The 25,910-nt window shown below is 67.7% G+C and carries 12 protein-coding genes; 4 read left to right on the top strand and 8 right to left on the bottom strand.

What is annotated here, in order from left to right:
• Both ACWV8V_RS13330 and ACWV8V_RS13325 read right to left on the bottom strand, forming a co-directional pair.
• Positions 1-12,336: an Ig-like domain-containing protein gene (locus tag ACWV8V_RS13330; RefSeq protein ID WP_455899936.1), complete on the bottom strand. Its 12,336-nt coding sequence runs from the start codon at positions 12,334-12,336 to the stop codon at positions 1-3.
• Between the two features lie 113 nt (positions 12,337-12,449).
• A complete protein-coding gene (locus ACWV8V_RS13325) occupies positions 12,450-14,429 on the bottom strand; it encodes a hypothetical protein (protein ID WP_455899935.1) in 1,980 nt (659 codons plus the stop codon).
• Positions 14,430-14,945: 516 nt separating this feature from the next.
• On the opposite strand from ACWV8V_RS13325, the gene ACWV8V_RS13320 reads away from it, so the two are divergent.
• On the top strand, positions 14,946-15,305 hold the full coding sequence (locus ACWV8V_RS13320) for a helix-turn-helix domain-containing protein (protein WP_259258876.1): 360 nt from the start codon (positions 14,946-14,948) through the stop codon (positions 15,303-15,305).
• Positions 15,306-15,322: 17 nt separating this feature from the next.
• On the opposite strand, the gene ung is transcribed toward ACWV8V_RS13320, so the two are convergent.
• The 5 genes from ung to rhlB all read right to left on the bottom strand — a co-directional run bounded on the left by ung (position 15,323) and on the right by rhlB (position 20,324).
• A complete protein-coding gene (gene ung, locus ACWV8V_RS13315) occupies positions 15,323-16,042 on the bottom strand; it encodes a uracil-DNA glycosylase (protein WP_455899934.1) in 720 nt (239 codons plus the stop codon).
• The gene (locus ACWV8V_RS13310) at positions 16,039-16,881 is read right to left on the bottom strand and encodes a response regulator (RefSeq protein ID WP_123729990.1); all 843 of its coding nucleotides are present in this window, start codon (positions 16,879-16,881) and stop codon (positions 16,039-16,041) included. The genes ung and ACWV8V_RS13310 overlap by 4 nt, the downstream gene beginning before the upstream one ends.
• A 7-nt stretch (positions 16,882-16,888) precedes the next feature.
• The gene (ftsX, locus tag ACWV8V_RS13305; RefSeq protein WP_259258874.1) at positions 16,889-17,839 is read right to left on the bottom strand and encodes a permease-like cell division protein FtsX; all 951 of its coding nucleotides are present in this window, start codon (positions 17,837-17,839) and stop codon (positions 16,889-16,891) included.
• Positions 17,836-18,522, bottom strand: coding sequence for a cell division ATP-binding protein FtsE (gene ftsE, locus ACWV8V_RS13300; protein WP_019183511.1), 687 nt, complete (start codon positions 18,520-18,522; stop codon positions 17,836-17,838). The genes ftsX and ftsE overlap by 4 nt, the downstream gene beginning before the upstream one ends.
• Positions 18,523-18,614: 92 nt before the next feature.
• Positions 18,615-20,324 carry an ATP-dependent RNA helicase RhlB gene (gene rhlB / locus ACWV8V_RS13295; protein WP_259258873.1) on the bottom strand — a complete coding sequence of 570 codons (1,710 nt, stop codon included), beginning with the start codon at positions 20,322-20,324 and terminating at the stop codon, positions 18,615-18,617.
• A 559-nt stretch (positions 20,325-20,883) separates the two neighbouring features.
• On the opposite strand from rhlB, the gene trxA reads away from it, so the two are divergent.
• The 3 genes from trxA to ACWV8V_RS13280 all read left to right on the top strand — a co-directional run bounded on the left by trxA (position 20,884) and on the right by ACWV8V_RS13280 (position 24,951).
• Positions 20,884-21,213, top strand: a complete 330-nt coding sequence (gene trxA, locus ACWV8V_RS13290) for a thioredoxin TrxA (protein ID WP_019183509.1) — start codon at positions 20,884-20,886, stop codon at positions 21,211-21,213.
• Positions 21,214-21,435: 222 nt separating this feature from the next.
• The gene (gene rho / locus ACWV8V_RS13285; protein ID WP_259258872.1) at positions 21,436-23,232 is read left to right on the top strand and encodes a transcription termination factor Rho; all 1,797 of its coding nucleotides are present in this window, start codon (positions 21,436-21,438) and stop codon (positions 23,230-23,232) included.
• A gap of 117 nt (positions 23,233-23,349) precedes the next feature.
• Complete coding sequence (locus ACWV8V_RS13280; protein WP_455899933.1) at positions 23,350-24,951, top strand: sensor domain-containing diguanylate cyclase; 1,602 nt, start codon at positions 23,350-23,352, stop codon at positions 24,949-24,951.
• A gap of 66 nt (positions 24,952-25,017) precedes the next feature.
• Here ACWV8V_RS13280 and ACWV8V_RS13275 read toward each other — a convergent pair whose 3' ends face one another.
• The gene (locus tag ACWV8V_RS13275) at positions 25,018-25,887 is read right to left on the bottom strand and encodes an energy transducer TonB family protein (protein ID WP_455899932.1); all 870 of its coding nucleotides are present in this window, start codon (positions 25,885-25,887) and stop codon (positions 25,018-25,020) included.
• Positions 25,888-25,910: the final 23 nt, after the last annotated feature.

The raw sequence follows: 25,910 nt of genomic DNA, 5'->3' as shown, positions 1-25,910 counted from the left end.
TCAGCGCCCCTCCCCGATCGTGCGACCGGGACTGTCAGGCTCGGGGGGATCGTCGAGACGCAGGCGATGCAGTACGCGCCCGTCGGTGCCCAGCACTTCGATCGTGGTTGCCGCGGCAACCGGGTCCGGCAGCTGCGGTCGTAGTGCCTCACGCAGCACCCGCGCACGCTGCAGGGCGAGCGGTGCCTGCCCGGTGGCGGCGCTGAGCTGCAGGCGCCCGCCACCGCGCGACACCAGTGCTTGAGCCGCCGTTGTGATCACCGGCGCGCGGTCAGCATCCAACCGTGCCGTGCCGGGGGCGAACAATGCCTCGCCGAGTTCGATCCGCGCCGGGCGCGATGCCGCAGCGGCAGTCGGCGCGGTCGGATTCGATGCGGTCGTACTCAGTGCACCCTCGGGCATCCGCACGCCGAAGTCGAAGCGCGCCGGCAGCCCAGGCGTGATGCGGCGGACCAGCGGATTGGGCGTGGTGAAGCGCGCACCGGCCGGCAGCGTGGACGGATCCACCTTGAGGATGAAGTTGCGCCCGCGTGCCTCGCCACCAGGGATCCCGACCAGGTGGTAGCGGCCGAAGGCGTCGGTTTCCATCAGCAGGCCTTCCACCGCTGCGATGCGCACGCCGGGAATGCCGCGCTCACCGTCATCCTGGATGCCGTTGCCGTTGCGGTCGTCGAACACGCTGCCCACGATCAGGCTTTCATCGAGCAGCGGATCGGTGGTGATCTCCACCTCGGCCGAGGCGACGTTGCCGATCGTGCGGTTCTCGCCGTCGATGGCGGTGATGCGGTTGGTATGCACGCCCGTACCAGTACCCGCACCGACACGCAGGTAGTAAACCACCGTCGCCCGCTCACCCGCCGCCACATCGATGCCATCGATGCGCAGCGGCTGCACGCCACTGGTACGCGCGTCGTTGTCGGCATCGATCACCGCGAAGCCACCGCGCACGAAGGTGAAGCCCGGCGGCAGCGTATCCAGCAGCGTGGCGCCGTTGGCATCCACCTCGCCGACGTTGTCGATGGTGACGGTGTAGCGCACCAGGTCACCGATCTGCGCGCTGCGCTTGGCGGCCACCTTGGTCAGGCGCAGCACGGCCTGCTGGCCGGCCACCGTCACCGCGACATTGGCCTCGGCGCACATCGGGGTCGGGATGGATACATCGCAGACCCGGTAGCGGAAGCTGTCGGTGCCGGCGAAGTTCGCCGCCGGCGTGTAGGTGCACAGGCCGTTGCCGCATTCCACGGTGCCGTGTACCGGTGCCACCGCAACCTGCAGCGAGGCCGGATCCAGCGGCGCAGTGCGGGCGCTGTCATTGGCCAGCACATCGATCACCTGCAGCCCGGCGGTGTCGGCGGTCATGGCATCGTCGGCCAAGGTCAGCACGTTCGGGTCGACCATGACCGTGACCGTCGCACCGGCACACATCGCCGGATCGACCACGTCGCAGACCTGGTAATCGAAACTCTGTTCGCCGGAGAAATTGGCCAGCGCGGCAAACCGGATGCGGGCACGCGGCATCACCGTCGCGGTGCCGTAGGGCGGCGCTGCGGTGATGGTCACGCTGACCGTGTCCGGATCGACCGGCGTGCCGTTGACGCGGTCGTTGCCGAGCACGTCGATTTCGATCACGCCGTCCTGCGGGATCTCAACGCGATCATCCGTGGCATCCACGCCCGGCTCACCCGCGATGACGGTGACGGTCACGTTGCCGGTGTCGCAGACGGTGGGCTGGTTGAGCAGGCAGATCGTATAGGTCGTGCTGTAGCTGCCCGGGGCCAGCCCGGCGGCGACATCCACCCAGCCGTCGGCGCTGAAGCTCAGTGCGTTGGTGGCCACCGGCGCGAAACTCACCTGGGTGGGATCCAGCGATGCGGAATTGAACGTGTCATTGGTGAACACGTTGAGCAGCCGCACGCCGCCGGTCGGACCGACCGGGCCGCCGCTGTCGTCCACCGCCAGCAGGGCACCGACCGGGCCTTGTATCCGCACGGTGGCGATCGCGGTGGTGCAGTTGGCCGGCACGCCGTTCTCGCACAGCTGGTACGCCAGCTGCACCTGGCCGGGCTGCACACCGGCCGCGACCATGATCTGGCCCTGGTTGTTCATCGTGTAACCGGGCGTGCTGCCGGTCAGGCTTGCGACCACGCTGCCGACCGGCGGCGGGGAGACGTTGTTGAAGCTGTCGTTCTCCAGCACCGAGCGGGCGATGGTGCCGCCCACCGCCGGGTCCACCGGCGTGCCGGTGAAGTCATCGTTGACCGCCAGCACCACGTTGACCGATGCGGTCAGGGTGAGCGTCACGGTGGCATCGCCACACTGCGCGCTGTACGGCGCGGGCAGACAGACGCGGTAGGTGAAGCTCTGTGGACCGGTGACGCCTGCCGGCGCGGTGTAGGTGAACGTGCCATCGGCGTTGAACACCAGGCCCGGCAGAGCACCGCTGGTCAGGGTATGGACCGCACCAGGCGCGACGTTGTCATTGAGGCTGACATTGCCCGAGAGCGGCACACCGGCAGGCACGGTGAAGCTGTCGTTCTGCGGGACCGGTGTAACGGCCACGATGACGGTGGCGGTCGTGCAGTTCGTCGGCGCGGCGGCCTCGCAGATCTGGTAGGTGATCGTGCTGGCACCGGAGAGGGCGCCAACGGCCACCGCGATCGTGCCATCCGGATTGATGCTGAAGCCGGCCGGTGCACCGATCAGGCTGAGCTGCACCGCGCTGCCCGGCGGTGGGCTGACACCGTTGAGCTGATCGTTGTCGAGCACGCTGAGCGATGACGAGGTGCCCGGGACAACATTGGTGAGCACGTCATCACCGGCCACCAGGGTGCCGTTGTTGATGTTGATGGTGACCGAGGCGATGCCGCAGAGCGTGGCATACGGCGCCGGCAGGCAGGTCTGGTAGCTGAAGCTGACCGGGCTGACCGTGCCCGCCGGAGGCGTATAGGTGAAGCCACCATTGGCGACCAGGGTCAGGCCCGCCGGCGACGCGCCCTGCACCGTATGGACAGCACCCGGCGGCATGGCGTCGTTGCCGGCCACGGTGTTGCTGAGCGTCTGCCCGACCTGGACCGAGAACGCGTCGTTCTGCGGGGCGGGGCTGACCACGACGGTCACGCTGGCGGTATCGCAGTTGGCCGGGGCCGCTGCTTCGCAGATCTGATACGTGATCGTGGTGACGCCGGACGTGGTGCCACTGGCCACCGTGATGGTACCCGCCGCGGTGATGCCGAAGCCGGCCGGTGCACCGACCAGACTCAGCACCACGTCCGCCGGTGCGGGCGGTGAAACACCGTTGAGACTGTCGTTGCTCAGCACGCTGCCGCTGGACGTGCTGCCCGGCACCACGCCGGTGAGCGTGTCATCGCCGGCCACCAGCAGACCGTTGTTGACGTTGAAAGTGACGATCGCAGTGCCGCACAGGCTGCCGTTCGGTGCGGGCAGGCACACCTGGTAGGTGACGCTGACCGGACCGATCACACCGGTGGCCGGGGTATAGGTGAACGTGCCATCGGGCGCGAAGACCAGGCCCGCCGGCGGCGTGCCCTGCAGGCTGAACAACGCGCCAGGCGGTGTGCCGTCATTGACCGCGACCGTATTGCTCAGCGTCTGCCCGGCCTGCACGGCGAATGCATCGTTCTGCGGTGCGGGCGTGACCACCACCGTGACACTGGCGGTAGCGCAGTTGGCTGGCGCGGCCGCTTCGCAGATCTGATAGGTGATGCTGGTAGACCCGGACATCACGCCAGTACCGACACTGATCGTGCCATCGGGATTGAGGGTGAAGCCGCCAGGCGCGCCGACCAGGCTCAACACCACATCGGCCGGCAACGGTGGCGAGACGCCGTTGAGGCTGTCGTTGGCCAGCACGCTGCCGACCGTGGTCGCCCCCGGCACGACGCCGGTGAGCGTGTCATCGCCTGCGGTGAGTGTGCCGTTGTTGACGTTGAGGGTGACCGTGGCCGTGCTGCACAGGCTGTTGTTGGGCGCCGGCAGGCACGCACGGTAGATGAAGGTCACCGGGCTTGGCGTGCCCATCGGTGGCGTATAGGTGAAGCTGCCATCCTGGTTGAACGCGAGCCCTGCCGGCGGCATGCCCTGGACGGCCCAGTTGGACCCCGGCGGCAAGCTGTCGTTGGTCGCCACACTGTTGCTCAGCGACTGCCCGGCCTGCACGGAGAAAGCATCGTTCTGCGGTGCCGGGCTGACGATCACCGTCACCGTGGCGGTGGCGCAGTTGCCCGGCGCGGCGGCTTCGCAGATCTGATAGGTCAGCGTGGTCGGGCCGGCCATGGTGCCGGTCGCAACGCTGATCGTGCCGCTGGGTGTGATCGCGAAACCGGCAGGCGCGCCGACCAGGCTCAGCACCACGCTGGCTGCCGCCGGCGGGGAGACACCGTTGAGGCTGTCGTTGGCCAGCACGCTCGCCGCCGAGGTAGTGCCCGGCGCCACGCCACTCAGCGTGTCGTTGCCGGCGAGCAGCGTGCCGTTGGCGATGTTGAGGGTGACAGTGGCCGTGGCACACAGCGACGTCGGAGCCGGCAGGCAGGCCTGGTAGGTGAAGGTGACCGGACTCGGCGTGCCGGCCGCCGGTGTGTAGGTGAACGAACCGTCCGCAGTGAAGACCAGGCCGGCAGGCAGCGGGCCCTGCACCACGAACGTCGCGCCGGCCGGCATGCTGTCATTGCTGGCCACGCTGTTGCTCAGCGACTGCCCGGCCTGCACGGTGAACGCATCGTCCTGCGGCGTCGGGGTCACGATGACGGTGACGGTGGCGGTGTCGCAGTTGCTCGGCGCCGCTGCTTCGCAGATCTGGTAGGTCAGCGTGGTGCTGCCCGATAGCACGCCGGTCGCCACGCTGATGGTGCCTGCCGTGGTGATGGCAAAGCCGGCCGGTGCGCCCACCAGGCTCAGCTGTACGTCGCCCGGAGCGGGCGGGCTGACCGCATTGAGGGCGTCGTTGGCCAGCACGCTGGTACTGGACGTGCCGCCGGCGACGATCCCGCCGAGGGTGTCGTCGACGGCGACCAAGGTGCCGGTGTTGACGTTGAGCGTGACGGTGGCGGTGTTGCACAGCGCGGCATCCGGCGCGGGCAGGCAGGCCTGGTAGGTGAACGTCACCGGGCTGGCGGTGCCGAGCGGCGGCGTATAGGTGAACGTGCCGTCCGCATTGAAGGTCAGGCCGGCCGGTGCGGTGCCCTGCACCGCCCACGTGGACCCGGTGGGCAGGCTGTCATTGGCGCCGACATTGCCGTTGCTGATCGTGCCGCCGACCTGCACCGCGTAGGCATCGTCCTGCGGCGCAGGTGCGATCACCAGCGAGACCGTGGCGGTATCACAGTTGGACGGCGCAGCGTTTTCGCAGATCTGGTAGGTCAGCGTGGCCGGGCCGGAGGTGACGCCCACCGGTACGGTGATCGTGCCGTCGGTGGCGATGCCGTACCCGGCAGGTGCACCGACCAGGCTCAGCTGCACGCTGCCCGGTGCGGGCGGGCTCACCGTGTTGAGTGCATCGTTGGCCAGTACGCTGGGCGTGGCTGCCCCCGGCGCAATGCCGACGAAACTGTCGTCGCCAGCAACCAGCGTGCCGAGGTTGACGTTGACGGTCGCCGTGGCGAGACCGCATACCCCGCCATTGGGTGCGGGCAGGCAGGCCTGGTAGGTGAAGGTGACCGCACCGGCGGTCCCCACCGGTGGGGTGTAACTGAAGCTGCCGTCGGTGTTGAACACCAGCCCGTTCGGCGGCGTGCCCTGCACGGCCCAGCTCGAGCCGGCCGGCATGCTGTCATTGGTGGCAACGCTGCCGCTGGTGATCGTGTCGCCTGCCTGCACGGCGAAGGCGTCGTTCTGCGGCATCGGCGTGATCACGAAGCGGATCGCGGCGGTGTCGCAGTTGGTCGGCGAGGCGGCCTCGCACACCTGGTAGGTCAGCAGCGTGGCGCCGGCGGTGACGCCGGCCGGTACCTGCACGGTGCCGTCGTTGTTGATCACAAAGCCGGCCGGCGCACCGACCAGCAGCAGCTGCACGGTGGCAGACGCCGGCGGGGTGACGCCGTTGAGCGAATCGTTGGTCAACACGCTGGGCGTGGCGGAGCCGACACTGACCGGAGCGGCGAAGGTATCGTCGTTGGCCACCACCGCATTGACGCTGATGTTCAAGGTCGCCGTGGCGGTACCGCATACGGCTGCGTCAGGTGCCGGCAGGCAGGCCTGGTAGTCGAAGGTGACCGGGCCGATGGTGCCGGCCGGCGACGTGTAGGTGAAGCTGCCGTTGCTGTTGAATACCAGGCCCTGCGGCGGCGATGCCACGCTCCAGCTGGAACCGGCCGGCATGTTGTCGTTGCCCGACACGTTGCCGGTGCTGGGCTGGCCGGACTGCACCGCGATCAGGTCATCGAGCGGCACCGGACGCACCACCACGGCGATGTTGGCGGTGGCGCAGTTGTTGGCGGCCGCCACTTCGCAGATCTGGTAGAGCAGCGCGATGGCGCCGGTGGGCGCGTTCGCGGCCACCGCCAGTGTGCCGTCGGCATTGAGCGTGAACCCGGTGGGCGCGCCGACCAGCGACAGCGTCACGCTGGCGGCGGCCGGCGGGGTCACCCCGTTGAGCGCGTCATTGATCAGCACGCTCAGCGTGCTGGCGCCCGGCGCGATCGCACCGAAATTGTCGTCGGCGGGCACCAGCAGTCCGTTGTTGATGTTCAAGGTGGTTGTGGCCGTGCCGCATACGGCGCTGTTCGGCGCGGGCAGGCAGGCCTGGTAGACGAAGCTGGCCGGGCTGGTGGTGCCGGCCGGCGGCGCATAGGTGAAGCTGCCATCGGCGGCGAACGTCACGCCTGCCGGCGGCGTGCCCTGCAGCGTATAGAGCGTACCGATCGGCATGTTGTCGTTGCCCGCCACGTTGGCGCTGAGCGTCTGCCCGGCCTGCACGGTGAAGGCATCGTTGGCCGGCGCCGGGGCGACCACCAGCGCGATGTTGGCGGTGGCGCAGTTGGTCGACGCGGCCGCTTCGCAGATCTGGTAGGTCAGCGTAGTGACACCGGCCGGCGCACCCGCGGCCACGGTGACCGCGCCATCGGCGGCGATCGCAAAACCGGTCGGTGCGCCGATCAGCGACAGCACCACCTCGGCGGGCAGCGGCGTGGCGGCATTGAGGGTGTCGTTGGTCAACACGGACGGCGACGCGACACCCGGCGCGAGCGGAGTGGTGAAGCTGTCGTCGATCGCCACCAGGGTGCCGCTGTTGACGTTGATCGTCGCGGTCGCGGTGGCGCATGCCGCGGCATCCGGCGCGGGCAGGCAGACGCGATAGTCGAAGGTGATGGCCCCGGTGAAACCGGCCGACGGCGTGTAGCTGAACGTACCATCGGCCGCCAGCACCAGGTTGTCCGGCGGGATGTTGAGCACCGTGAACTGTGCCCCTGCCGGCGCATTGTCGTTGCTGGCCACCGAGCCATTCAGTACCTGCCCGGCGGGGGTGGACAGCGCATCGTCCACTGCCGATGGCGCAACCACCAGGCGTACCGAGGCGATGGCGCAGTTGGCCGGTGCCGCCGCTTCGCACAGCTGATACGTCAGGTTTTTCACGCCCGCAGGCGTTCCCGGCGCCACCGTCACCGCCCCCTCTGCGGTGATCGCCAGCCCGGCCGGCGTACCCACCAGCGCGACCTGCACATCGGCCACGGCCGGCGGTGTCGCACCGTTGAGCGCGTCGTTGGCCAGCACCGAGGGGGTGCTGCCACCGGTGACCGGATTGATCGGCGTGGCGCTGAAATCGTCGCCGTTGGCGGCCAGGGTGCCCACGGTGATGGCGATGCTGGCGCTGGCAGTGGCACACAGGGCCGCGTTCGGCGCCGGTAGACACACCTGGTAGTCGAAGTTCACCGGCGTGGCGACGCCGACCGGGGGCACGTAGCTGAAGCTGCCCGAGGGGGTGAACGACAGCCCGGTCGGCACCGTGCCGGTGACGCTGAACACCGCGCCCGCCGGCACGTTGTCGTTGTCACCCACGTTGCCGTTGAGCGCCTGCCCGGCCGCCGTGGAGAACGTGTCATTGGTGGCCGACGGGGTTACCACCAGGCGGATGGTCGCGCTCGCGCAGTTGCCGGGGAGCACCGCCTCGCACACCTGATAGGTCAGTACTGTGGCGCCGCCGGTGGCGCCGACGGGCACCTGCAGCAGGCCGTTGGCATCGAGGGTGTAACCGGCCGGCGCACCGACCAGGCTGAGCAGCACGCTGCCCGCCGTCGGCGGCGTGGTGCCATTGAGGCTGTCGTTGAGCAGCACGCTCGTCGCGCTGCCGCTGCCGGGGGCCAGCGGGGTGGCGCTGAAGTCGTCGTCCAACGCGACCAGGGTGCCGGCGTTGACGTTGATGGTGGCACTGGCGTTGCTGCACTGCGCGCTGTCCGGTGCCGGCAGGCAGACCGTGTAGGTGAACGCGACCGGCCCGGTGACGCCCACCGGCGGGGTGTAGAGGAAGGTGCCGTCCGTCCCGAACTGCAGTCCGTCCGGCACGGTGCCGGTGAGTCGGAATACTGCGCCGGGGGGCACGTTGTCGTTGCTGCCGACGGTGCCTGCCAGCAACTGTCCCACCGGGGTGGAGAAGACATCGGCGGCGGCGAGCGGGGACACCACCAGGCTGATCTGCGCCGAGTCGCAGTTGCTGGGCAGCGCTGCTTCGCACAGCTGATAGGTGAGCGTCACCGCACCGGCCGGCACGCCACTGCCGATCGTCAGTGTGCCGTCGGCCAACAGCGTGTACCCCGCCGGCGCACCGACCAGGCTGAGCAGCACATCGGCCGCGGCCGGCGGTACCGTACCGTTGAGGCCATCATTGCCCAGCACCGATCCGGTGCTGCTACCCGTGGCGGGATCGATCGGCGTTGCGCGGAAATCATCGTCGTTGGCGACCAGCGTACCGGCGTTGACATTGATCGTCGCAGTCCCACCCGAGCACACGGCAGTATGCGGTGCAGGCAGGCACGTCAGGTAGGCGAACGTCACCGCGCCCTGGGTTGCCACCGGCGGGGTGTAGGTGAAGCTGCCATCGGGGTTGAACACCAGCCCTGCCGGTGCCGTGCCGCTGAGGCTGAAGCCGGCGTTCGCCGGGACGTTGTCATTACCGGCCACGCTGGCACTCAGCGCCACGCCGACCTGTGTACTGAAGGTGTCGTTGACCGCCACCGGCGCCAGCAGCAGCTGCACCGCACCGGTATCGCAATTGCTGGGCAATGCCGCTTCGCACAGCTGGTAGCTGACGTTCACCGCGCCGGCAGCAGCGCCGCCGGGAATCGAAAGGGTGCCGTTGCTGTTGATCACGTAACCGGCCGGCGCACCGATCAGACTCAGGATCACCTGTGCCGGTGCCGGCGGAATCGCACCGTTGATGGTGTCGTTGCCCAGCACGCTGTTGGTGGTGCCGCCGGTGGCGGGATTGAGGATCGCGCTGCGGAAATCATCGTCGTTGGCGACCAGCGTGCCGGCGTTGACGTTGAGGGTGACCGTGGCGGTATCGCACACGCCCGCCAACGGTGCCGCCAGGCAGGCCTGGTAAGTGAAGGTGGTGGTGCCGGTGTACTGGGCCGGCGGGGTGTAGATGAAGCTTCCATCGCCGTTGAACACCAGCCCGGCCGGGCTCGCACCGGATACCGCATAGGTGGTGCCGATGGCGACGTTGTCGTTCACTGCCACGTTGCCGCTGAGCGGCGTGGCGACCTGCGTGGTGTAGGCGTCGGCTACGGCATCGGGCGCGATCACCACCGCGATGGAGGCGTCGTCGCAGTTGCTCGTCCCGGCCTGGCAGAGCTGATAGGTCAGGCTGACCGGGCCGGCGGGCGCGCCGGCAGGCACCTGCAACTGACCATTGGTCTCGAGCGTATACCCGGCCGGCGCGTTGATCAGCGACAGCGCGGCCTGGGCCGGCAGGATCGCCACGCCATTGAACGTGTCATTGCCCAGCACGCTGGCGGTCAGGCCGCCAGCACCGGTCAACGGCGTGCCACTGAAATCATCGTTATTCGCGGCGATCGCACCGGGACTGACGTTGATGGTCGCGGTGGCCGCATCGCAGACACCGGCATTCGGTGCGGGCAGGCACGCCTGGTAACGGAAGGTGTCCGGCCCGGTATAGGCCGACTGCGCGGTGTAGCTGAAGCTGCCATCTGCATCGAGCGTCACCGTGCCGTGCGCGGCCACGGCCAGCAGGCTGAACTGCGCACCCACGCCCACGTTGTCGTTGCCGGCCACATTGCCGGTCAGCGCGATGCCCGCCGTGGCCGAAAACGCGTCGTCGACCGCATCGGGTGCGATCAACAACTGCACATTGGCAGTGGCACAGTTGGTCGGCGCGGCCAGCTCGCAGACCTGGTAGCTGAAGCTCACCGCGCCGGCCGCCGCACCTACCGGAACCGATACCTGCCCTGCCGTGTTGACGGCGTAGTTGGCCGGCGCGCCGGTAAGAGTCAGGGTGACCGCGGCGGGCACCACTGGCGCACCGTTGAGGGAGTCGTTGCCGAGCAGGCTGATCGTGGTGGTGGTCCCCGGCTGCAACGGCGTGGCGAACACGTCATTGACCGCAGCGATCTGGTTGGCCTGCACGTTCACGCTGACCGTCGCGGTATCGCACACGCCGATGTTCGGCGCCGGCAAGCACACCTGGTAGGTGAAGGAATCCGGTCCGGTGTTGGCGTTGGTCGGCGTGTAACTGAAGGTGCCATCGGCATTGACCACCGCGGTGCCACGGGTGGGTGCGGTGCCCAGCGTGTAGGCCGACCCGCTGGCGATGTTGTCATTGCCGGCCAGGCTTCCGGTGGCCGGTTGTCCGCCACCGGGCGTGGTCACCGTGTCGTTGACCGCGTCGGGGCTGACCACCAGGTTGGCCGTGGCCGTTGCACAGTTGGCCGGCAGTGTGTTTTCGCAGAAACGGTAGGTCAGGGCCAGCGGGCCGGCTGCCGCAGTAGCGGGCACCTGGATGGCCCCGTTGCCGGTGATGGCAAACCCGGCCGGCGCACCCACCAGGCTCATCGTCACCTGGGCCTGCGGCACTGCGCCACCGTTGAAGGTGTCATTGGTCAGCACGCTCGGGGTGAGCCCGCCTGCACCGGACGGCAGGGGCGTGGTAAAGGTGTCGTCAGCGGCCACCAGAGCATTGGCATTGACCACGATCGAGGCGGTCGCGGTGGCGCACACGGCGCCATTCGGTGCCGGCAGGCAGACCTGGTACTGGAACGAGGTGGGCGCAGCGATGCCACCGGCCGGCGCGTAGGTGAAGTTGCCGTTGCTGTTGATGGTGAGGCCGGCCGGCGGCGTGCCGATGGCGCTGAAGGTTGCACCGGCCGGCGCATTGTCGTTGCTGGCCACGTTGCCGTTGATCGACGCCGCGCCACCGATGGCGTTGAAGCTGTCGTTCACCGCGGTCGGGCTGATGATCAGGCTGGCCGTGGCGGTGGCGCAGTTGGTCGGCGAGGCGTTTTCGCAGATCTGATAGGTCAACGTGGTCGCGCCTGCGGTCGCACCGGCAGGCACCGTGATCACGCCTGCGCTGTTGATGGTGAAGCCAGCCGGTGCGTTCTGCAGCGCGATGATCAGATTGGCGCCATTGACCGGCGTGCCGTTGAGGGTGTCGTTGGTCAGCACCGTCGGCGTGCTGCCACCGGTCGCCGAGGAGATCACGGTAGCGAACGTATCGTTGGTGGCGACCAGCGCGTTGGCCTGTACCGGCACGGCCGGCGTGGAGGCGCTGTTGTCGCCGGGAGTCGGGTCGGTGGTGCCGGAGGGCAGCACCAGCGACACGGTGTTGGCCGGTACCGTGGCCGGGGTGCTGGTGGGTGCAGTCCCGTTGACCAGCAGCACCACGCTGTCGCCCACGGCCACGTTGACCTGCACATTGATCGCATTGCCGGTGCCGCTGGCCTGCGCGCACGCGGACGCGCCGGTGCTGCCCTGGCAGCTCCAGGTCACGTTGGTCAGCGACGGCGAGACGTTGTCGACCACGGCCACGGCCGAGGCCACCGACGGGCCCGCGTTGCCGACCTGGATGCGGTACTGAACCGCACCGCCCGCGGCCACCGGCGTAGCGCTGAGCAGCGTCTTGGTCACACTGAGCTGTGCCTGCACTGCCAACGCATTGGTATCGGTAGCACTGTTGTTGCCGGGCATCGGATCGGCCACGTCGGTCGGCGCCGTGACCGTGGCGGTGTTGTTGAGCGGATTTGGGTAGCTCTGCGCCAGCAGCGGCGGCGGCAGCGGCAGCAGCAGCACCAGCACCAGCAGGGCCACCGCATGCGCGATGCTGGCCGACGCCTTGCCTGCCCTGCGATGCGTGCCGTTAGCTGCCATGCGTTCATCCTCGAAAGCGGCCAACGGCCCTGGTCGGTCCGTTCGGCTGTGGTGGTCCTGTCCATCCCGACGCAGGGCGACTGCCTGCGCTGCCCGCGGTGCTGCTCCGGACGCTAGTACGCGCCGGGACTACTGCTGAAGCTGACCGGCACGCTGATCGTGGCCTGCCCCCCGTTGATGAGATTCACCCCGACGTTCACTGCAGTGCCGCCAACGGCACCACCGCTGGCCGCCGCGCAGGCACTGCCACTGGTGGCACTGCAGGTCCAGGCGCCACGCAGCGTGGTGCCGTTGGGCAAGCTGTCAGTGACCACAGCATTGGTCACCGCGTCCGGGCCGTCATTGCGGACCAGCAGCGTGTAAGTCGCGGTGCCGCCCGGCGTGTAGCTGCCGCTGCCGTCGGTCTTGGTGATCGACAGATCGGCCTGTCGCGTTCGATTGGTGATCCGGCAGACCAGGGTCACCGCCGTGGCGGTCATCGCCGGCGCCTGCAGCGTGAAGCTGCCACCGCTGCCGGAGGACACCACGGTGTTGTCCTGGTCGGTGCACTGCCACGTGCTCGCGTAGCGCGTGAGCGTGGTGCCGGCCGCGGCGGCTTCAGCCAGCGCGTAGCTGCCACCGGGCACGGTGATCACCGCTGCAGTGGCACCGTTGTTGCCCACGTTGCTGGCCGATCCGACGGTGCTGCCGTTGTAGGTGATGGACAGATTGAAACGGCCGGTATCGCTGGTCGGCTGCAGGTCCTTGACCAACTGCAGGGTCGCCGCACAGGCCTGGGTGATGCCTTCCACGGTGAAGACCGCCTGGCCGATGCGGATGCCGAGCAGGCCCAGCACGTTGTCGACCAGCCCACCCAGCAGCGCCGTCAGTACGGGCGTGACCAGCCCATTCACCTGCGTCCGGATCGGCGTGAGCAGGGTATTGACGATGCCGTTGACCAGGTCCGCCACCGGCAACGGCAGCGCGATCCCCCCCAGCAGCGTGACCGTTGGATTGCCGCTGGTGACCTGGATGCTGAGCGAGTTGACCAGGGTGGACACCATGGTCGCCGCACTGACCGTACCGGCGCTCAGCGTGCGGGTCTGTGGATACGGGCCGGTGAAGCTGGCGCTCTGCAGCCCGGGGGTGGCCGTGGCGAAACTGCGGATGCTCACCGTCAGCGGAACGTTGATATCGGCAATCGGCGTCTGCAGGCCGAGAATGTTGGCCGACACCCGCACGCGAACGCTCAGCGAGGTGAGCGTGGCAGCACTCAGCGCGCTATCGGTCAGCACGGTGCTGCGATTGAAGAACGTAGCATCGCTGATCTGGCCGACATACAGGTTCACCAGGCCGGGGCGGGCCTGCAGGGTGACTGCGTTGCCGACCAGGTTGATCGCCGAGATCGTGCCTTCTGCCCGGGCGACGTCGGCATACACCTGCAGGTGCAGCACATCGGCGCTGACACTGGTGTTGGACAGGGTGACGCCGAGCAGATTCAGACCGCTCAGGGCCGCTGACAGCGTGCCGGTATTCAATCCCTGCACGAGATCCAGATCGAGCTTGATCCGGATCGCAGCGCTGTGGAACGCCACACCGGCTGCGCCACAGGTGTAGACGGGCGGCTCGATCACCTGCGCCCACAAGCGCACATTGGCCACGCCATTGAGACCGAGCGCAGCGGTGTTGACGGTGATCGGTGTGGGCGTGGTGAGCACGTTGCGGAAGTTGTAAAGCTGCACACCGCCGGTGAGCAGATCGAGCACATTGAGCCGCACGGTCGCCAGCGAACCAGTGGGCAGTGCGATCTGCAGGATGTCGGCCAGGCGGATGCTGCCCGTGGTACCGGCCACGCCCAACGGCAGTGCGTTGAGGACGTTGGCCGCTGCCGTCTGCCCATCGGCCTGCAGCACCTGCACCATCGCCGCGCGGAGTTGGCCCAAGGTGATGTTGGTGTTGAGCACCTGGCTGGGATCACTGACCACCACGCCGCCGTTGAGCTGGGTCAGCAACGCATTGAGATTCACGTTGGCGCCGGCCAGGTTGTTCCAGTCGACCACGCTCAGATTGAGGCTGGTGCCGGGCAGCAGGGCGCCGAACAGTAGATTGAGCACCGGGCTCTGGGTGGAATCGATCGAGGCCAGCCGCGGGCCCGCGCTGACGCACGCACCCGCAGTGCACGCCGACTGGGCATTGACTGAAGAAATACCGCCACTTAATGCGATCAGCGTCACAAATAACAGGGTTTTGGCAATCAAACTGAATCGCCCTAACGCCAGCTTCACACCAGAGACTTTATCCATCGGCCATCCCCTGCGTCCTGGCCGAAGCCGCCTGTCACCGGGCGGTGGGTACCGACCATGATCGACAGGGCATCGGCCTGCTTCCGATGTTTTGGATATCCCGGCGCGTCATGGCCGGCTTGAGGGATTAACTACGTGCACGGATGGAAACCGTCAAACCGGCCACATCCAATGCAGGGGGAAGTTTCACTGTCGGCTCGCGGTTTCTCGGTGGAGCGCCTAGCGCGACAGTGGCGGCAAGTGATTCTGTACAGAGCAGGAAAAGAATCACTGCCCGGTAAGTATCGATAACCATCCACCGATCAAGGAACGAGAAAGGGGAAGGCCATGTTGGCGATGTCGGATCGAATTCGCGCAGCACGCACCAGTGCAGGGATGTCACAAACGCAATTGGCCGGGGAAACCGGCGTCAAACGCAGTGCGGTCGCGCAATGGGAACGTCGCGGCGGTACGCACCCGAGCGTGTCGCACCTGGCACATATCGCCGTCAGCACGCGCGTTCGTTTTGAGTGGTTGGCCACGGGCCGTGGCGTGTGCAAGGCCAGCGGCGAAGAACTCACCGTGAGCACGCCCACCCAGGACTACGTACGTGATGATCTGGAGGGCAACGTGCTGTCGCTGCTGCGGCGCCTGCCACCCCGCAAGCGGCAGGTCGCGCAATCCATCATCGAGATGCTGGTCGTTTAGGCCACGACCTTGGTGCGTCAGGCCGACAGTTCCAGCGCGGCGCGCGGCGGCAGCGACCAGTCGATGCTGCCGTGGCCGCGGCGTTGAAGGTACTCGTTGGTCATCGAGAAATGCCGGCAGCCCAGGAAGCCGCGATGCGCCGACAGCGGCGACGGATGCGGTGCCTTGAGCACGCGGTGCCGGCCGGTATCGATGACCTTGCCCTTCTGCTGGGCGTAGCTGCCCCACAGCAGGAACACCAGGCCCTCGCGCTCGCGGTTGAGGGTATCCACCACGTGGTCGGTGAAGCCTTCCCAGCCGCGCCGCTGGTGGGCACCGGCGCTGCCCGCTTCCACGGTCAGCACCGCGTTGAGCAGCAGCACGCCGCGATGCGCCCACGGCAGCAGGCACCCGTGGTCGGGGCGCGGAATGCCCAGATCGGCCTCGATCTCTTTGTAGATGTTCAGCAGCGACGGCGGCACCGGCACGCCCGGCATCACCGAGAAACTCAGGCCATGCGCCTGGCCGTAGCCGTGATACGGATCCTGGCCCAGGATGACCACCTTGACCTGGTCGAAGGGTGTGGCATCGAACGCGGCGAAGATCTGCGGGCCCGGCGGAAACACCTGCGCACCGGCGGCTTTGCGCTGGCGCAGGAACGCGGAGAGCTCACGCATCTCCGGGCGCAGCAGGTAATCACCGATACGCGTCTTCCAGCTCGGTTCGAGCTGGATGCTGGGTACTACATCGTCATTCATCGCAATACTGGTTTGTCGTTGAGGCGGGACAGGCGCAGCTGGAACAGCACCTTGGTGATGAGCAGCCGCTCTTCGATCGGCTTCTGCACCAGATCATTGGCACCGGCCTGGAGCAGCCCGGACTGATTGTGCGGGTTACCGTCGCCGGTCATGACCAACACCGGCAGGCGGCGCTTGCCGTAGCCGAAGTCCACGCGCACGCGCTGCACCACATCGCGGCCACTGAGTTCGCCCTTGAGGGTGACATCGGTGAGCACCAGATCGATGCGGTGGCTGCTGCGGCCGAGCGACTCGGCGGTGAGCAGCGCGAAGGCGTCCTCGGCCGTCAGCACGTGCAGTACGTTCAAGCCCTGCCGTTCGAGCATGCGCTTGGTCGCCTCGGCCACCACGCGGCTGTCTTCGACATACAGGATCGTCGCGCCCGGAATCGTCTCCGGCTGGACATAGCCGCGGATGAAGGTGGCCAGCGCTTCGTGGCCGAGCGCCTTGTCGAAGTAGTCGGTGACGTACTCGGTGAAGCGGCGCTGCTCCAGATGCTGCTGCGCGTCGCCGGACACCACGATGACCGGCACGTAGGCCTGGCCCGCCGCGTCGCGCACGATGCGCGCCAGGTCCAGCCCGTCGCCATCGCTCAGGGTGAGCGAGGTGGTGACCAGACTGACCGGCCCGGCGTCGAGTGCCGCACGCGCCTCGGCGATGCTCGCGCAGCCCACCACCTCCACCGCCGGCAGTTCGCGTTGCAGCACATCGGCAATCAACTTGCGGACCAGCTTGGAACCATCGACGACCATCACGCGCGGCGCATCGTCGGCGAGGTGCTTCAGGACTTGCGGGCGCATGCGGGCCTCAGGTTTCGGTCGGACGGGTCTGGCGCAGGAAATGCCCTGTCACCAGCCAGGCGCCCAGCCAGCCCAGCACGACGGTGCCGAGCAGCACGAACGACGAATGCAGCAGATCCAGACCATGCAGCACGAACGGGCTGCCGTAACTCTGCGAGAGCGCCGCCAGCGGCGGGCGCAACGCCAGCCCGGCCGCGCCGATCAGCGCCAGCGCGACGGCACCGGCACCCAGGCCATACCACGCGCCCAGATACAGGAACGGGCGGCGGATGAACCCATCGCTGGCGCCGAGCAGCTGCAGCACACCGATCTCATCGCGGCGGGCCTGGATGTCCAGGCGCACGGTATTGCCGACCACCAGTGCGGCGCCGAGGCCGAGCAGGACCGACAGCACCTGCACCAGGCGCGTACCAAAGCCCAGCCAGCCATCCAGGCGCTTGCGCCACAGCGCATCGTGCTGGACCAGGTCGGCCTGCGGCAGGCCTTCCAGCGACTGCGCCAGGCGCGCGTCATCGGCGCCCTCGCCCGGGGTCACGATCAGCAGGGTCGGCAGTGGATTGTCATGCAGCGCATCGATCGCCTCACCCAGCCCGGCGCTTTCGCGCAGCTCGGCCAGGCCCTGCTCCGGGGTCTGCACGGTGACGTTGGCTACATCGGCGCGGCCGCGCAGGGTCTCGGCGACCTGGCGGGCCGCATCGGTACCGGCATCGGTCTTGAGGAACAGGTTGATGTCGCGCGACTGCTGCACGCTGCCGGCGAAGTGCTTGAGGTTGTCCAGCGCGATCGACAGGCCCAGCGGCAGGGCCAGCGCGAGCGCCATCACCATCACCGTGAGCAGGGTCGCCCACGGCTTGCGCCACGCACGGCCGAGGCTGAAGACCACGCTGTGGCCGTGGTGGTGCAGCCACACGCCCAAGCGCGAGGGCGCGGCGGTTTCTTTGGTCACCGGGGTATTCATTCGGCCAGGTCCTGCGGCGAGATGTCATCGACCAGGCGGCCGTGGTCCAGGATCAGCACGCGCTTGCGCATGCGCCGCAGCAGGGCAAGATCGTGGCTGACCACCAGCACGCTGGTGCCGCGGTCAGGCAGTTCGGCAAACAGCGCCATGATTTCCGCCGCCAGCGTGGGATCGAGATTGCCGGTCGGCTCATCGGCGACCAGCAGCTTGGGCTCGCCGACAATCGCACGGGCGATGCCCACGCGCTGCTGCTCACCGGCCGACAGCTGGGAAGGCAGGGCTTTTTCGCGGTGGCCCAGGCCCATGCGTTCGAGCACCGAGCGCACGCGCTTGCCGATCTCGTTGCGGCGGGTGCCGCGCAGGATCAGCGGAAGGGCGACGTTCTCGGCGATGCTGCGGTCCATCAGCAGGCGGTGGTCCTGGTAGACCGCACCGACCTCACGACGATGCCGCGGGATACTCCCGCCACGCACCTTGAGCAGGTTGCGCTCATCGAAGATCACCGCGCCGCGGCTGGGACGCTCGTCGAGATGGATCAACTTGAGCAGGGTGCTCTTGCCCGCACCGGAATGACCGGTGACGAACAGCATTTCCCCGGGGGCGACATCGAAGCTGACGTCCACCAGTGCCTGGTGGCCGCCGGCATATTGTTTGCTGACATTGTCAAAACGCAGGACGCTCATTCCCTGATTATGCAGGACGAGGGTGGCGGCGTGGAGGTGGGGATGAGCACCCGACCAACGGTCGGGTGCTACCCGTTGATCGGCAATGCCGATCAGCTGCCGGACAGCATCCGGCGGATCTTGCGGCCCAGGCGGGTCAGGAACGACGCGCTGGGATCGGCGGCGGGCGTGCCGCGCATCGGCTTGGCGGTCACCTGCACCGGGGTCACCGGGCCGGTGGCTGCCGCGCCCTCGGCACCTTCGACCGGACGGCCATGGCGACGACGACGACGCTTGCGCGGCGCGCGCTCACCTTCCACCGCCGGGCTGCCATCGGCAGACGGCGCGGCGGTCGGGGCCAGCTGCGGCTTGACCTCGGCCTCGACGGCAGCGACCGGCTGCTCGCCTTCCACGCGCGGCTTGCGCTCGCGACGCGGCTTGCCATCGGCACTGCGCTCGCCCGGTGCGCGGCGCTCGCCACGACCACCGGCCGGCTTGCCGCCACGGCTGCTGCCACCGCCACGACGCTGCTCTTCGGCGGCACGCGCTTCGCGTGCTTCGCGGAAGATCTGGCCGACGCTTTCGTTCTCGTCGCCCTCGGCATCACCCTCGCCTTCCGGCGACGGTGCACGCGGCGCGCGCGGGATCGGGGTCAGGATTTCGCTGGTGACCGGCTCGACCGGGATCTTCTGCTCGATGTAGGCCTCGATGTCCGGCAGGCCCATCGCATAGCGCTCGCAGGCGAAGCTGATCGCATCGCCTTCTTCGCCCAGACGCGCGGTGCGGCCGATACGGTGCACGTAGTCTTCCGCATCGAACGGCAGATCGTAGTTGTAGACGTACTTGATGCCGTCGATGTGCAGGCCGCGGGCGGCGACATCGGTGGCCACCAGGATTTCCAGCTGGCCCTTCTGGAAGCGGTTGAGCAGGCTCTCACGCTTCTTCTGCGGCACATCGCCGGACAGCACGCCGACGCGGTAGCCGGCCTTTTCCAGCGAACGCGCCACGCGCTCGACGAACACCTTGGTGTTGACGAACACCATGGTGCGGGCACCTTCGCTGCGCGAAAGCAGGCCCAGCAGCAGCGGGATCTTCTCTTCGTCGGCCGGGAAATAGATGCGCTGGCGCACGCGGGCGGCGGTGATCGATTCGCTCTCCACCACCAGCTTCTGCGGCTCGTTCATGTGCTCATAGGCCAGCTCCAGCACGCGATGGCTGAGCGTGGCGCTGAACAGCAGCGTCTGGCGCGTGCTGCGCTCGGGCATGCGGCGCAGCAGGAAGCGGATGTCCTTGATGAAGCCCAGGTCGAACATGCGGTCGGCTTCGTCGAGCACGCAGATTTCGCAGGCGTGCAGCGAGACCACCTTGTGCTGCTTGACGTAGTCGATCAGGCGGCCCGGGGTGGCGATGATCACGTCCACGCCCTGCTGCAGGATCTCGCGCTGCTTGTCGTAGTCCACGCCACCGTAGACCAGCGCGAAGCGCAGGCCGAGGTCGGAGCCGAACTTCACGGCATCCTTGTGGATCTGGATGGCCAGCTCGCGGGTCGGGGCCAGGATCAGCGCGCGCGGGTCTTCCGGCTTGCGATCGGCCAGTGCCGGGCGGGTCAGCAGGCGGTTCACCACCGCGACCAGGAAGGCCAGGGTCTTGCCGGTGCCGGTCTGGGCCTGGCCGGCGACGTCGCCGCCGGGCAGCGCGACCGGCAGGGTCAGCGCCTGGATGGGCGTGCAACGGGTGAATCCGGCTCCTTCAAGGCCGGCCTGCAGGGCCGGATGCAGCTCGAAGGAGGAGAAGGTCAAATCGGTCAGCGGTTTGTCGCTCATGAGTCCGTCTTGGTAAGGCCAGCCGGCAGAGGTGCGGGTGGCTTGCATCATCTTGGGGGGCACCGTCGCAAACGGCCCCTGCGCCGGGATTGGCGGGGCCGGACTCGGGTCCAGGGCGCCGCGCAATGCCCCAGTTTAACGCAATGTCGGCGGCAAACCGGGGTGGACGGTCGCACCCACCCGTGAGAATACCTGTCCTCAGGGCGTCTGCCGGCACGCCAAGCGGCCGGGAACCGCCGTAGACCCCGCGTTCACAGGCCCTGCCGCCGGTTGAACAGGCCACCGCCGAGGGCTGGAAGCGGGCCCCCGCCTGCCGCATATCTGACGTGACCGCCCTGCCCTGCACAGGGGGCGATCACGGGATGCTTCTTTCCAACCAGCGTCTGTCCGGTCACGACGATAGCGGTACACTTCGCCCCGTGAGCGTCCAGGCATCCGCCGTACGCACCGCTGGCCGCCCGCGGCCACGAGGCACCAGACGAGGGTCACGCCCGCTTGGCGTTGCCCAGGTTCAACTTCCTCCGGCCCTGCCGGGTGCATTACCAGACGAGAAACCAAGATGAGCGACAAGGTTGTACATGTCGGCGACGCCGACTTTGATAGCGCAGTGCTGAATTCCAAGGAACCGGTGCTGGTCGATTTCTGGGCCGAATGGTGTGGTCCCTGCAAGATGATCGCCCCGGCACTGGACGAACTGGCCGATGCCTACAACGGCCGCGCCAAGATCGCCAAGGTCAATGTGGACCAGAACCGCGCTCTGGCCGCCAAGTACCACGTGCGCTCGATCCCGATGCTGCTGGTCTTCAAGGACGGCGAAGTCCAGGCCCAGCAGATCGGTGCCGTCGGCAAGGCCCAGCTGGCCGGCATGCTCGACAAGGCCCTGGCCTGATCGCAGCAGGCAGCCGGCACCGTCCGGCTGCCACGCGGGCCCGTCGCCCGCATGAATGACCCTGCCCCACCCGGCTTGCGCGCCGCCGCGAGCCGGTGTTAGTGTCGGCATATCCGGCCGCATTCGCGCGCCGCATCTTCTGGACGCAGTTTCCTTCCAGATCCTTTCCCAACGTTCGCCGCCCTGCCGGGCGCTCGCACCTTCTAGCGAGGAATCCAGCACTTGTCCGATATCACTACTTCCGAACCCGGGAGCGCCGACGCGCCCGCCGAGAAGCGCGTGCGCAAGCCGCGCGTCGCCAAGGCCGCCGCCAACACCGCTGCCGAAGCCGGTTCCCCCCCTTCACAACCCGCTCTGCCTCTGGCTGCCGCGTCTGACGCGCCGGCGCCGGCTGCCGCTCCTTCGGCGGCCCCGCAGGCATCGGCGCCGGCAGCTTCTGCCGGTGGCGACGCATCGCCCTCGCAGGGCGGTGGTCAGCAGGACACCGGCGACGGTGGCCAGCGCAACCAGAATGGCCGCAACCAGAACCCGCAGGGCGGGCAGAACCCGTACCAGCAGGGCCAAGGTCAGGGTCAAGGTCAGAATCAAGGCCAAGGCCAGGGTCAGGGCCAAGGCAATCGCCGCGACCGTTTCCGCAATCGCCGCGACCGCAACCGCGGTGGCGATCGCTACAACGACGACGGCATGCCGCAGGACAACGGCGAACAGCAGCCGTTCGTGCGCAGCCAGCAGGCCAACGTGCCCGAAGGCTTCCCGGTCTATTCGCTGAGTGACCTCAAGCGCATGCCGGCACAGAAGCTGCTGGAAATCGCCGAGCAGCTGCAGATCTCCGAAGGTGTGGCCCGCGCCCGCAAGCAGGACGTGATCTTCGCCCTGCTCAAGGTGCTGACCCGTCATGGCGACGGCGTCGCCGCCGATGGCGTGCTGGAAATCCTGCCGGACGGCTTCGGCTTCCTGCGCGCAGCCGAAGCCAGCTACCTGGCCGGCCCGGACGATACCTACATTTCGCCCAGCCAGATCCGCCGCTTCAACCTGCGCACCGGCGATCACCTGTCCGGCCGCATCCGCTTCCCGAAGGACGGCGAGCGCTACTTCGCGCTGTCGATCGTGGACACCATCAACGGTGAGCCGCTGGAAGCGTCCAAGAACAAGGTGCTGTTCGAGAACCTGACCCCGCTGTTCCCGCGCAAGCGCTTCACCCTGGAACGTGGCAACGGTTCGTCCGAAGACATCACCGGCCGCATCCTCGATCTGATGGCACCGCAGGGCAAGGGTCAGCGTTCGCTGATCGTCTCCCAGCCCAAGGCCGGCAAGACGATGATGATGCAGCAGGTGGCCACGGCGATCACCACCAATCATCCGGACGTGCACCTGATCGTGCTGCTGATCGATGAGCGCCCGGAAGAAGTGACGGAAATGCAGCGCACCGTGCGCGGCGAAGTCATCAGCTCCACCTTCGACGAGCCGGCCGCCCGTCACGTGCAGGTTGCCGAAATGGTGATCGAGCGTGCCAAGCGCCTGGTCGAGCACAAGAAGGACGTGGTGATCCTGCTCGACTCGATCACCCGCCTGGCACGTGCGTACAACAACGTGGTGCCGAGCTCGGGCAAGGTGCTGACCGGTGGTGTGGATGCCAACGCCCTGCACCGCCCGAAGCGCTTCTTCGGCGCTGCGCGTAACGTGGAGGAAGGCGGCAGCCTGACCATCATCGCTACCGCGCTGGTCGATACCGGCAGCAAGATGGACGAAGTGATCTACGAAGAGTTCAAGGGCACCGGCAACAGCGAAGTGCACCTGAGCCGCCGTATCTCCGAAAAGCGCGTGTTCCCGGCGATCGACATCAACCGCTCGGGTACCCGCCGCGAAGATCTGCTGATCGAACCGGAACTGCTGCAGAAGATCTGGATCCTGCGCAAGCTGCTGCATCCGATGGATGAAATGGCCGCGATGGAATTCCTGCTCGACAAGATGAAGAACACCAAGTCCAACGACGAGTTCTTCGGTTCGATGAAGCGCTGATCCGCACTGCATCGAAACACAACGAGGCCCCGCACTGCGGGGCCTTTTTGTACCCCTTCGCTGATGCCGTTCCAACCGCATCCCGGCTGGCGCGGCACCCTTCCTGCCCGTGATCCCATGCGCCCGTTGTCCGCCCGCCTCAACCTCGGCACGCTGATCCTTGCCCTGGCCCTGCTCAGTGCCCTCATCGCGCTGGCCAATACCCTGCATGCCAGCTACCGCGTGCAGCGCGAACAGTTGATCGGCAACACGCTGGAAGCCAACCGTGTGTACGCCAGCAAGCTGGCCGAATCGACCCAGAACTTCGTGCTCTCGGCCCAGCAGCAGATCGCCTACAGCGCGACCGTACTGGGCCAGCGCCGGCATGACCGGGCGGATCTGGAAGCCGAAGCCGCACGCCTGCAGTTGCAGACCAACAGCTTCAATTCGGTGCTGATCGTCGATGCCGGCGGCACCGTGCTGGCCACCTCGCCGCAGAGCCTGGCGCTGCAGGGCGTGCTGCTCAAGAGCGTGGGCAATCGCGATGCACTGGCACGCCGCGTGCCGTTCATCAGTGATCCCTACGAGTCGGCGACGGGCCGGCTGCTGGTCGCGATCTCGCACCCGATCTTCACCGCGCAGGGCGAGTATCAAGGCTACATCAGCGGCACCATCTACCTGCGCCAGCGCAGCATCCTGCAGTCGCTGCTGGGCAAGCATTACTACCGCGACGGCTCGTACCTGTACGTGGTCGATCGCCATGGCCGCATCCTGTATCACATCGAACAGGACCGGATCGGCCAGTTCGCGCTGGAGAACCCGGCCGTGCAAGCGGTCACCCAAGGGCATTCCGGCGCGCAGCAGGTGCTCAACAGCCACGGCGTGCGCATGCTGGCCGGTTACGCGCCGGTGCCGAGCGTGGGCTGGGGCGTGGTGGCCCAGCGCCCCACCGCAGCCACACTGGCGTCGCTGTCCAAACTGATGTCGTCTGTGATCTGGAACGCGATTCCGCTGGGCATCCTGTCACTGCTGATCACCTGGTGGTGCGCGCGGCGCATCTCACTGCCGCTGTGGCAGCTTGCCCGCAACGTGCAGAACCGCGACACCGGCATCGCGATCCGCCACGTCACCGGCATCCGTGCGTGGTATTACGAAGTCGCCCAGCTCAAGACCGCCCTGCTCTACAGCTTCAACCTCTTGCAGGACCGCATCGGCAAGCTCAACCGCGCCAGCATGACCGACCCGCTCACCGGCCTGCAGAATCGGCGCGGCCTCCAGCAGGGGCTGGAAGACTGGCAGGCCCGTGGCCAGCCGTTCGGGATCATCGCGCTGGATATCGACCGCTTCAAGGCCATCAACGACCGCTTCGGCCACGCGATCGGCGATGCGGTGATCCTGCGCATCGCACAGTTGATGCGCGACGGTTCGCGCGACACCGACCTGCTGTGCCGCAACGGTGGGGAAGAATTCCTGATCCTGCTGCCGGGCAGCGATGCCGCTGCCGCCGCCCGGGTGGCCGAGCGCCTTCGCCTGCAGGTGGCCGCCGAAGTGTTCGAGCAGGTCGGCGCCGTGACCGTATCGTTGGGGGTGGCGCATTACCCCACCTACCACGACGATCCGCAGCAGGCCCTGCGACTGGCCGACAAGGCGCTGTACATGGCCAAGGAACAGGGCCGCAACCGCACGGTGACCTATCCGCAGCCCGAGCGTCCCGGGATCGGTCCGGATGGCGCGCGTTGAGCACGCCCTGAGTGAATCGATGCAGCGTTGGCAGCCTCACCAGAGGCTGCCTTCGTTACGCGAGCCTCAGCCCTGATCCAGCACGGTCTTCAACTGCGGACCGGTCTGTTCACCCGCCAGGTAGACGCCATCGTCGAGGGCATCTGGCGCAACGGACTGCGTCTCGGGCGCCAGCCAGGGTGCGGTGTTCCGAGGGCCCGGCAGATACGGCTCCCACCGTGGCGCATTGCGATCGGCTGGCGGTGCGAAGCGCACCGGGAAGCGCACCACCCACGTGTCGCGGGCGGCCCGTGGGCCCTGCGTCGGCACCCGGAACTGCCAGTCGCGCACGGCCTGCGTGGCACTGTCGGCGAAGGCGGCCCGGGTCGATGCGACCTCGCGCGGTGGCACCAGCACGCGCAGATTGACCTGCTCGGCCAGCGCGTTGCGCACCTTGCCATCGCGTCCCACCTGGATCAGCAGGAACACATCCGCAGCGGCTTCGCGGCCCACCCGGCGCACAGGGAAGGTCGGGACCGACCCCCGCTCGCGGGCCACGATGGTGGGATCGTTCTGGTCGTACTCGACAAAGCTGGCGTGGCGGATCTCCACACGCGAACCGCCATCGTCGAGCGTCTTGCCGATCAGGCGCAGCGTCATCGGTGTGGTGATGGCGACGGACTGGCCATCGCGTACGGTGGGTTCGAACTCCCATCGAGCGACTGCATCTTTCACAAAGGTGACGACGCCTGCCGGAATCGCGCTTTCCCGATCCAGGCGCACCGCAACGACGCGGCCGTCCGTACCGATATCAAGGCTGCCCTTGATCCGCATGCTCGACTCCACCTGGCCCTGCAACGCGCGCATGCTCGGCGACGCGCGAACGTCCTGTGGTGCCACCCCTACGCTGGCCGCTGCCACGCCAAGCGCCAGTACCCACTGCCATGCTGCTTTCATCAATCCGACTCCTTGTCCTGATG

It is taken from the genome of Stenotrophomonas sp. Ker107b, assembly GCF_053847245.1.
Note: the sequence above shows the minus strand (reverse complement) of the source record. Positions and strands in the feature narration are given on the sequence as shown.

What these genes read in the sequence shown, in the direction of transcription:
- ACWV8V_RS13330 (WP_455899936.1), bottom strand. Translation starts at nt 12,336, where the DNA reads ATGGCAGCTAACGGCACGCATCGCAGGGCAGGCAAGGCGTCGGCCAGC.
- ACWV8V_RS13320 (WP_259258876.1), top strand. Translation starts at nt 14,946, where the DNA reads ATGTTGGCGATGTCGGATCGAATTCGCGCAGCACGCACCAGTGCAGGG.
- ung (WP_455899934.1), bottom strand. Translation starts at nt 16,042, where the DNA reads ATGAATGACGATGTAGTACCCAGCATCCAGCTCGAACCGAGCTGGAAG.
- ACWV8V_RS13310 (WP_123729990.1), bottom strand. Translation starts at nt 16,881, where the DNA reads ATGCGCCCGCAAGTCCTGAAGCACCTCGCCGACGATGCGCCGCGCGTG.
- ftsX (WP_259258874.1), bottom strand. Translation starts at nt 17,839, where the DNA reads ATGAATACCCCGGTGACCAAAGAAACCGCCGCGCCCTCGCGCTTGGGC.
- ftsE (WP_019183511.1), bottom strand. Translation starts at nt 18,522, where the DNA reads ATGAGCGTCCTGCGTTTTGACAATGTCAGCAAACAATATGCCGGCGGC.
- rhlB (WP_259258873.1), bottom strand. Translation starts at nt 20,324, where the DNA reads ATGAGCGACAAACCGCTGACCGATTTGACCTTCTCCTCCTTCGAGCTG.
- trxA (WP_019183509.1), top strand. Translation starts at nt 20,884, where the DNA reads ATGAGCGACAAGGTTGTACATGTCGGCGACGCCGACTTTGATAGCGCA.
- ACWV8V_RS13280 (WP_455899933.1), top strand. Translation starts at nt 23,350, where the DNA reads ATGCGCCCGTTGTCCGCCCGCCTCAACCTCGGCACGCTGATCCTTGCC.
- ACWV8V_RS13275 (WP_455899932.1), bottom strand. Translation starts at nt 25,887, where the DNA reads ATGAAAGCAGCATGGCAGTGGGTACTGGCGCTTGGCGTGGCAGCGGCC.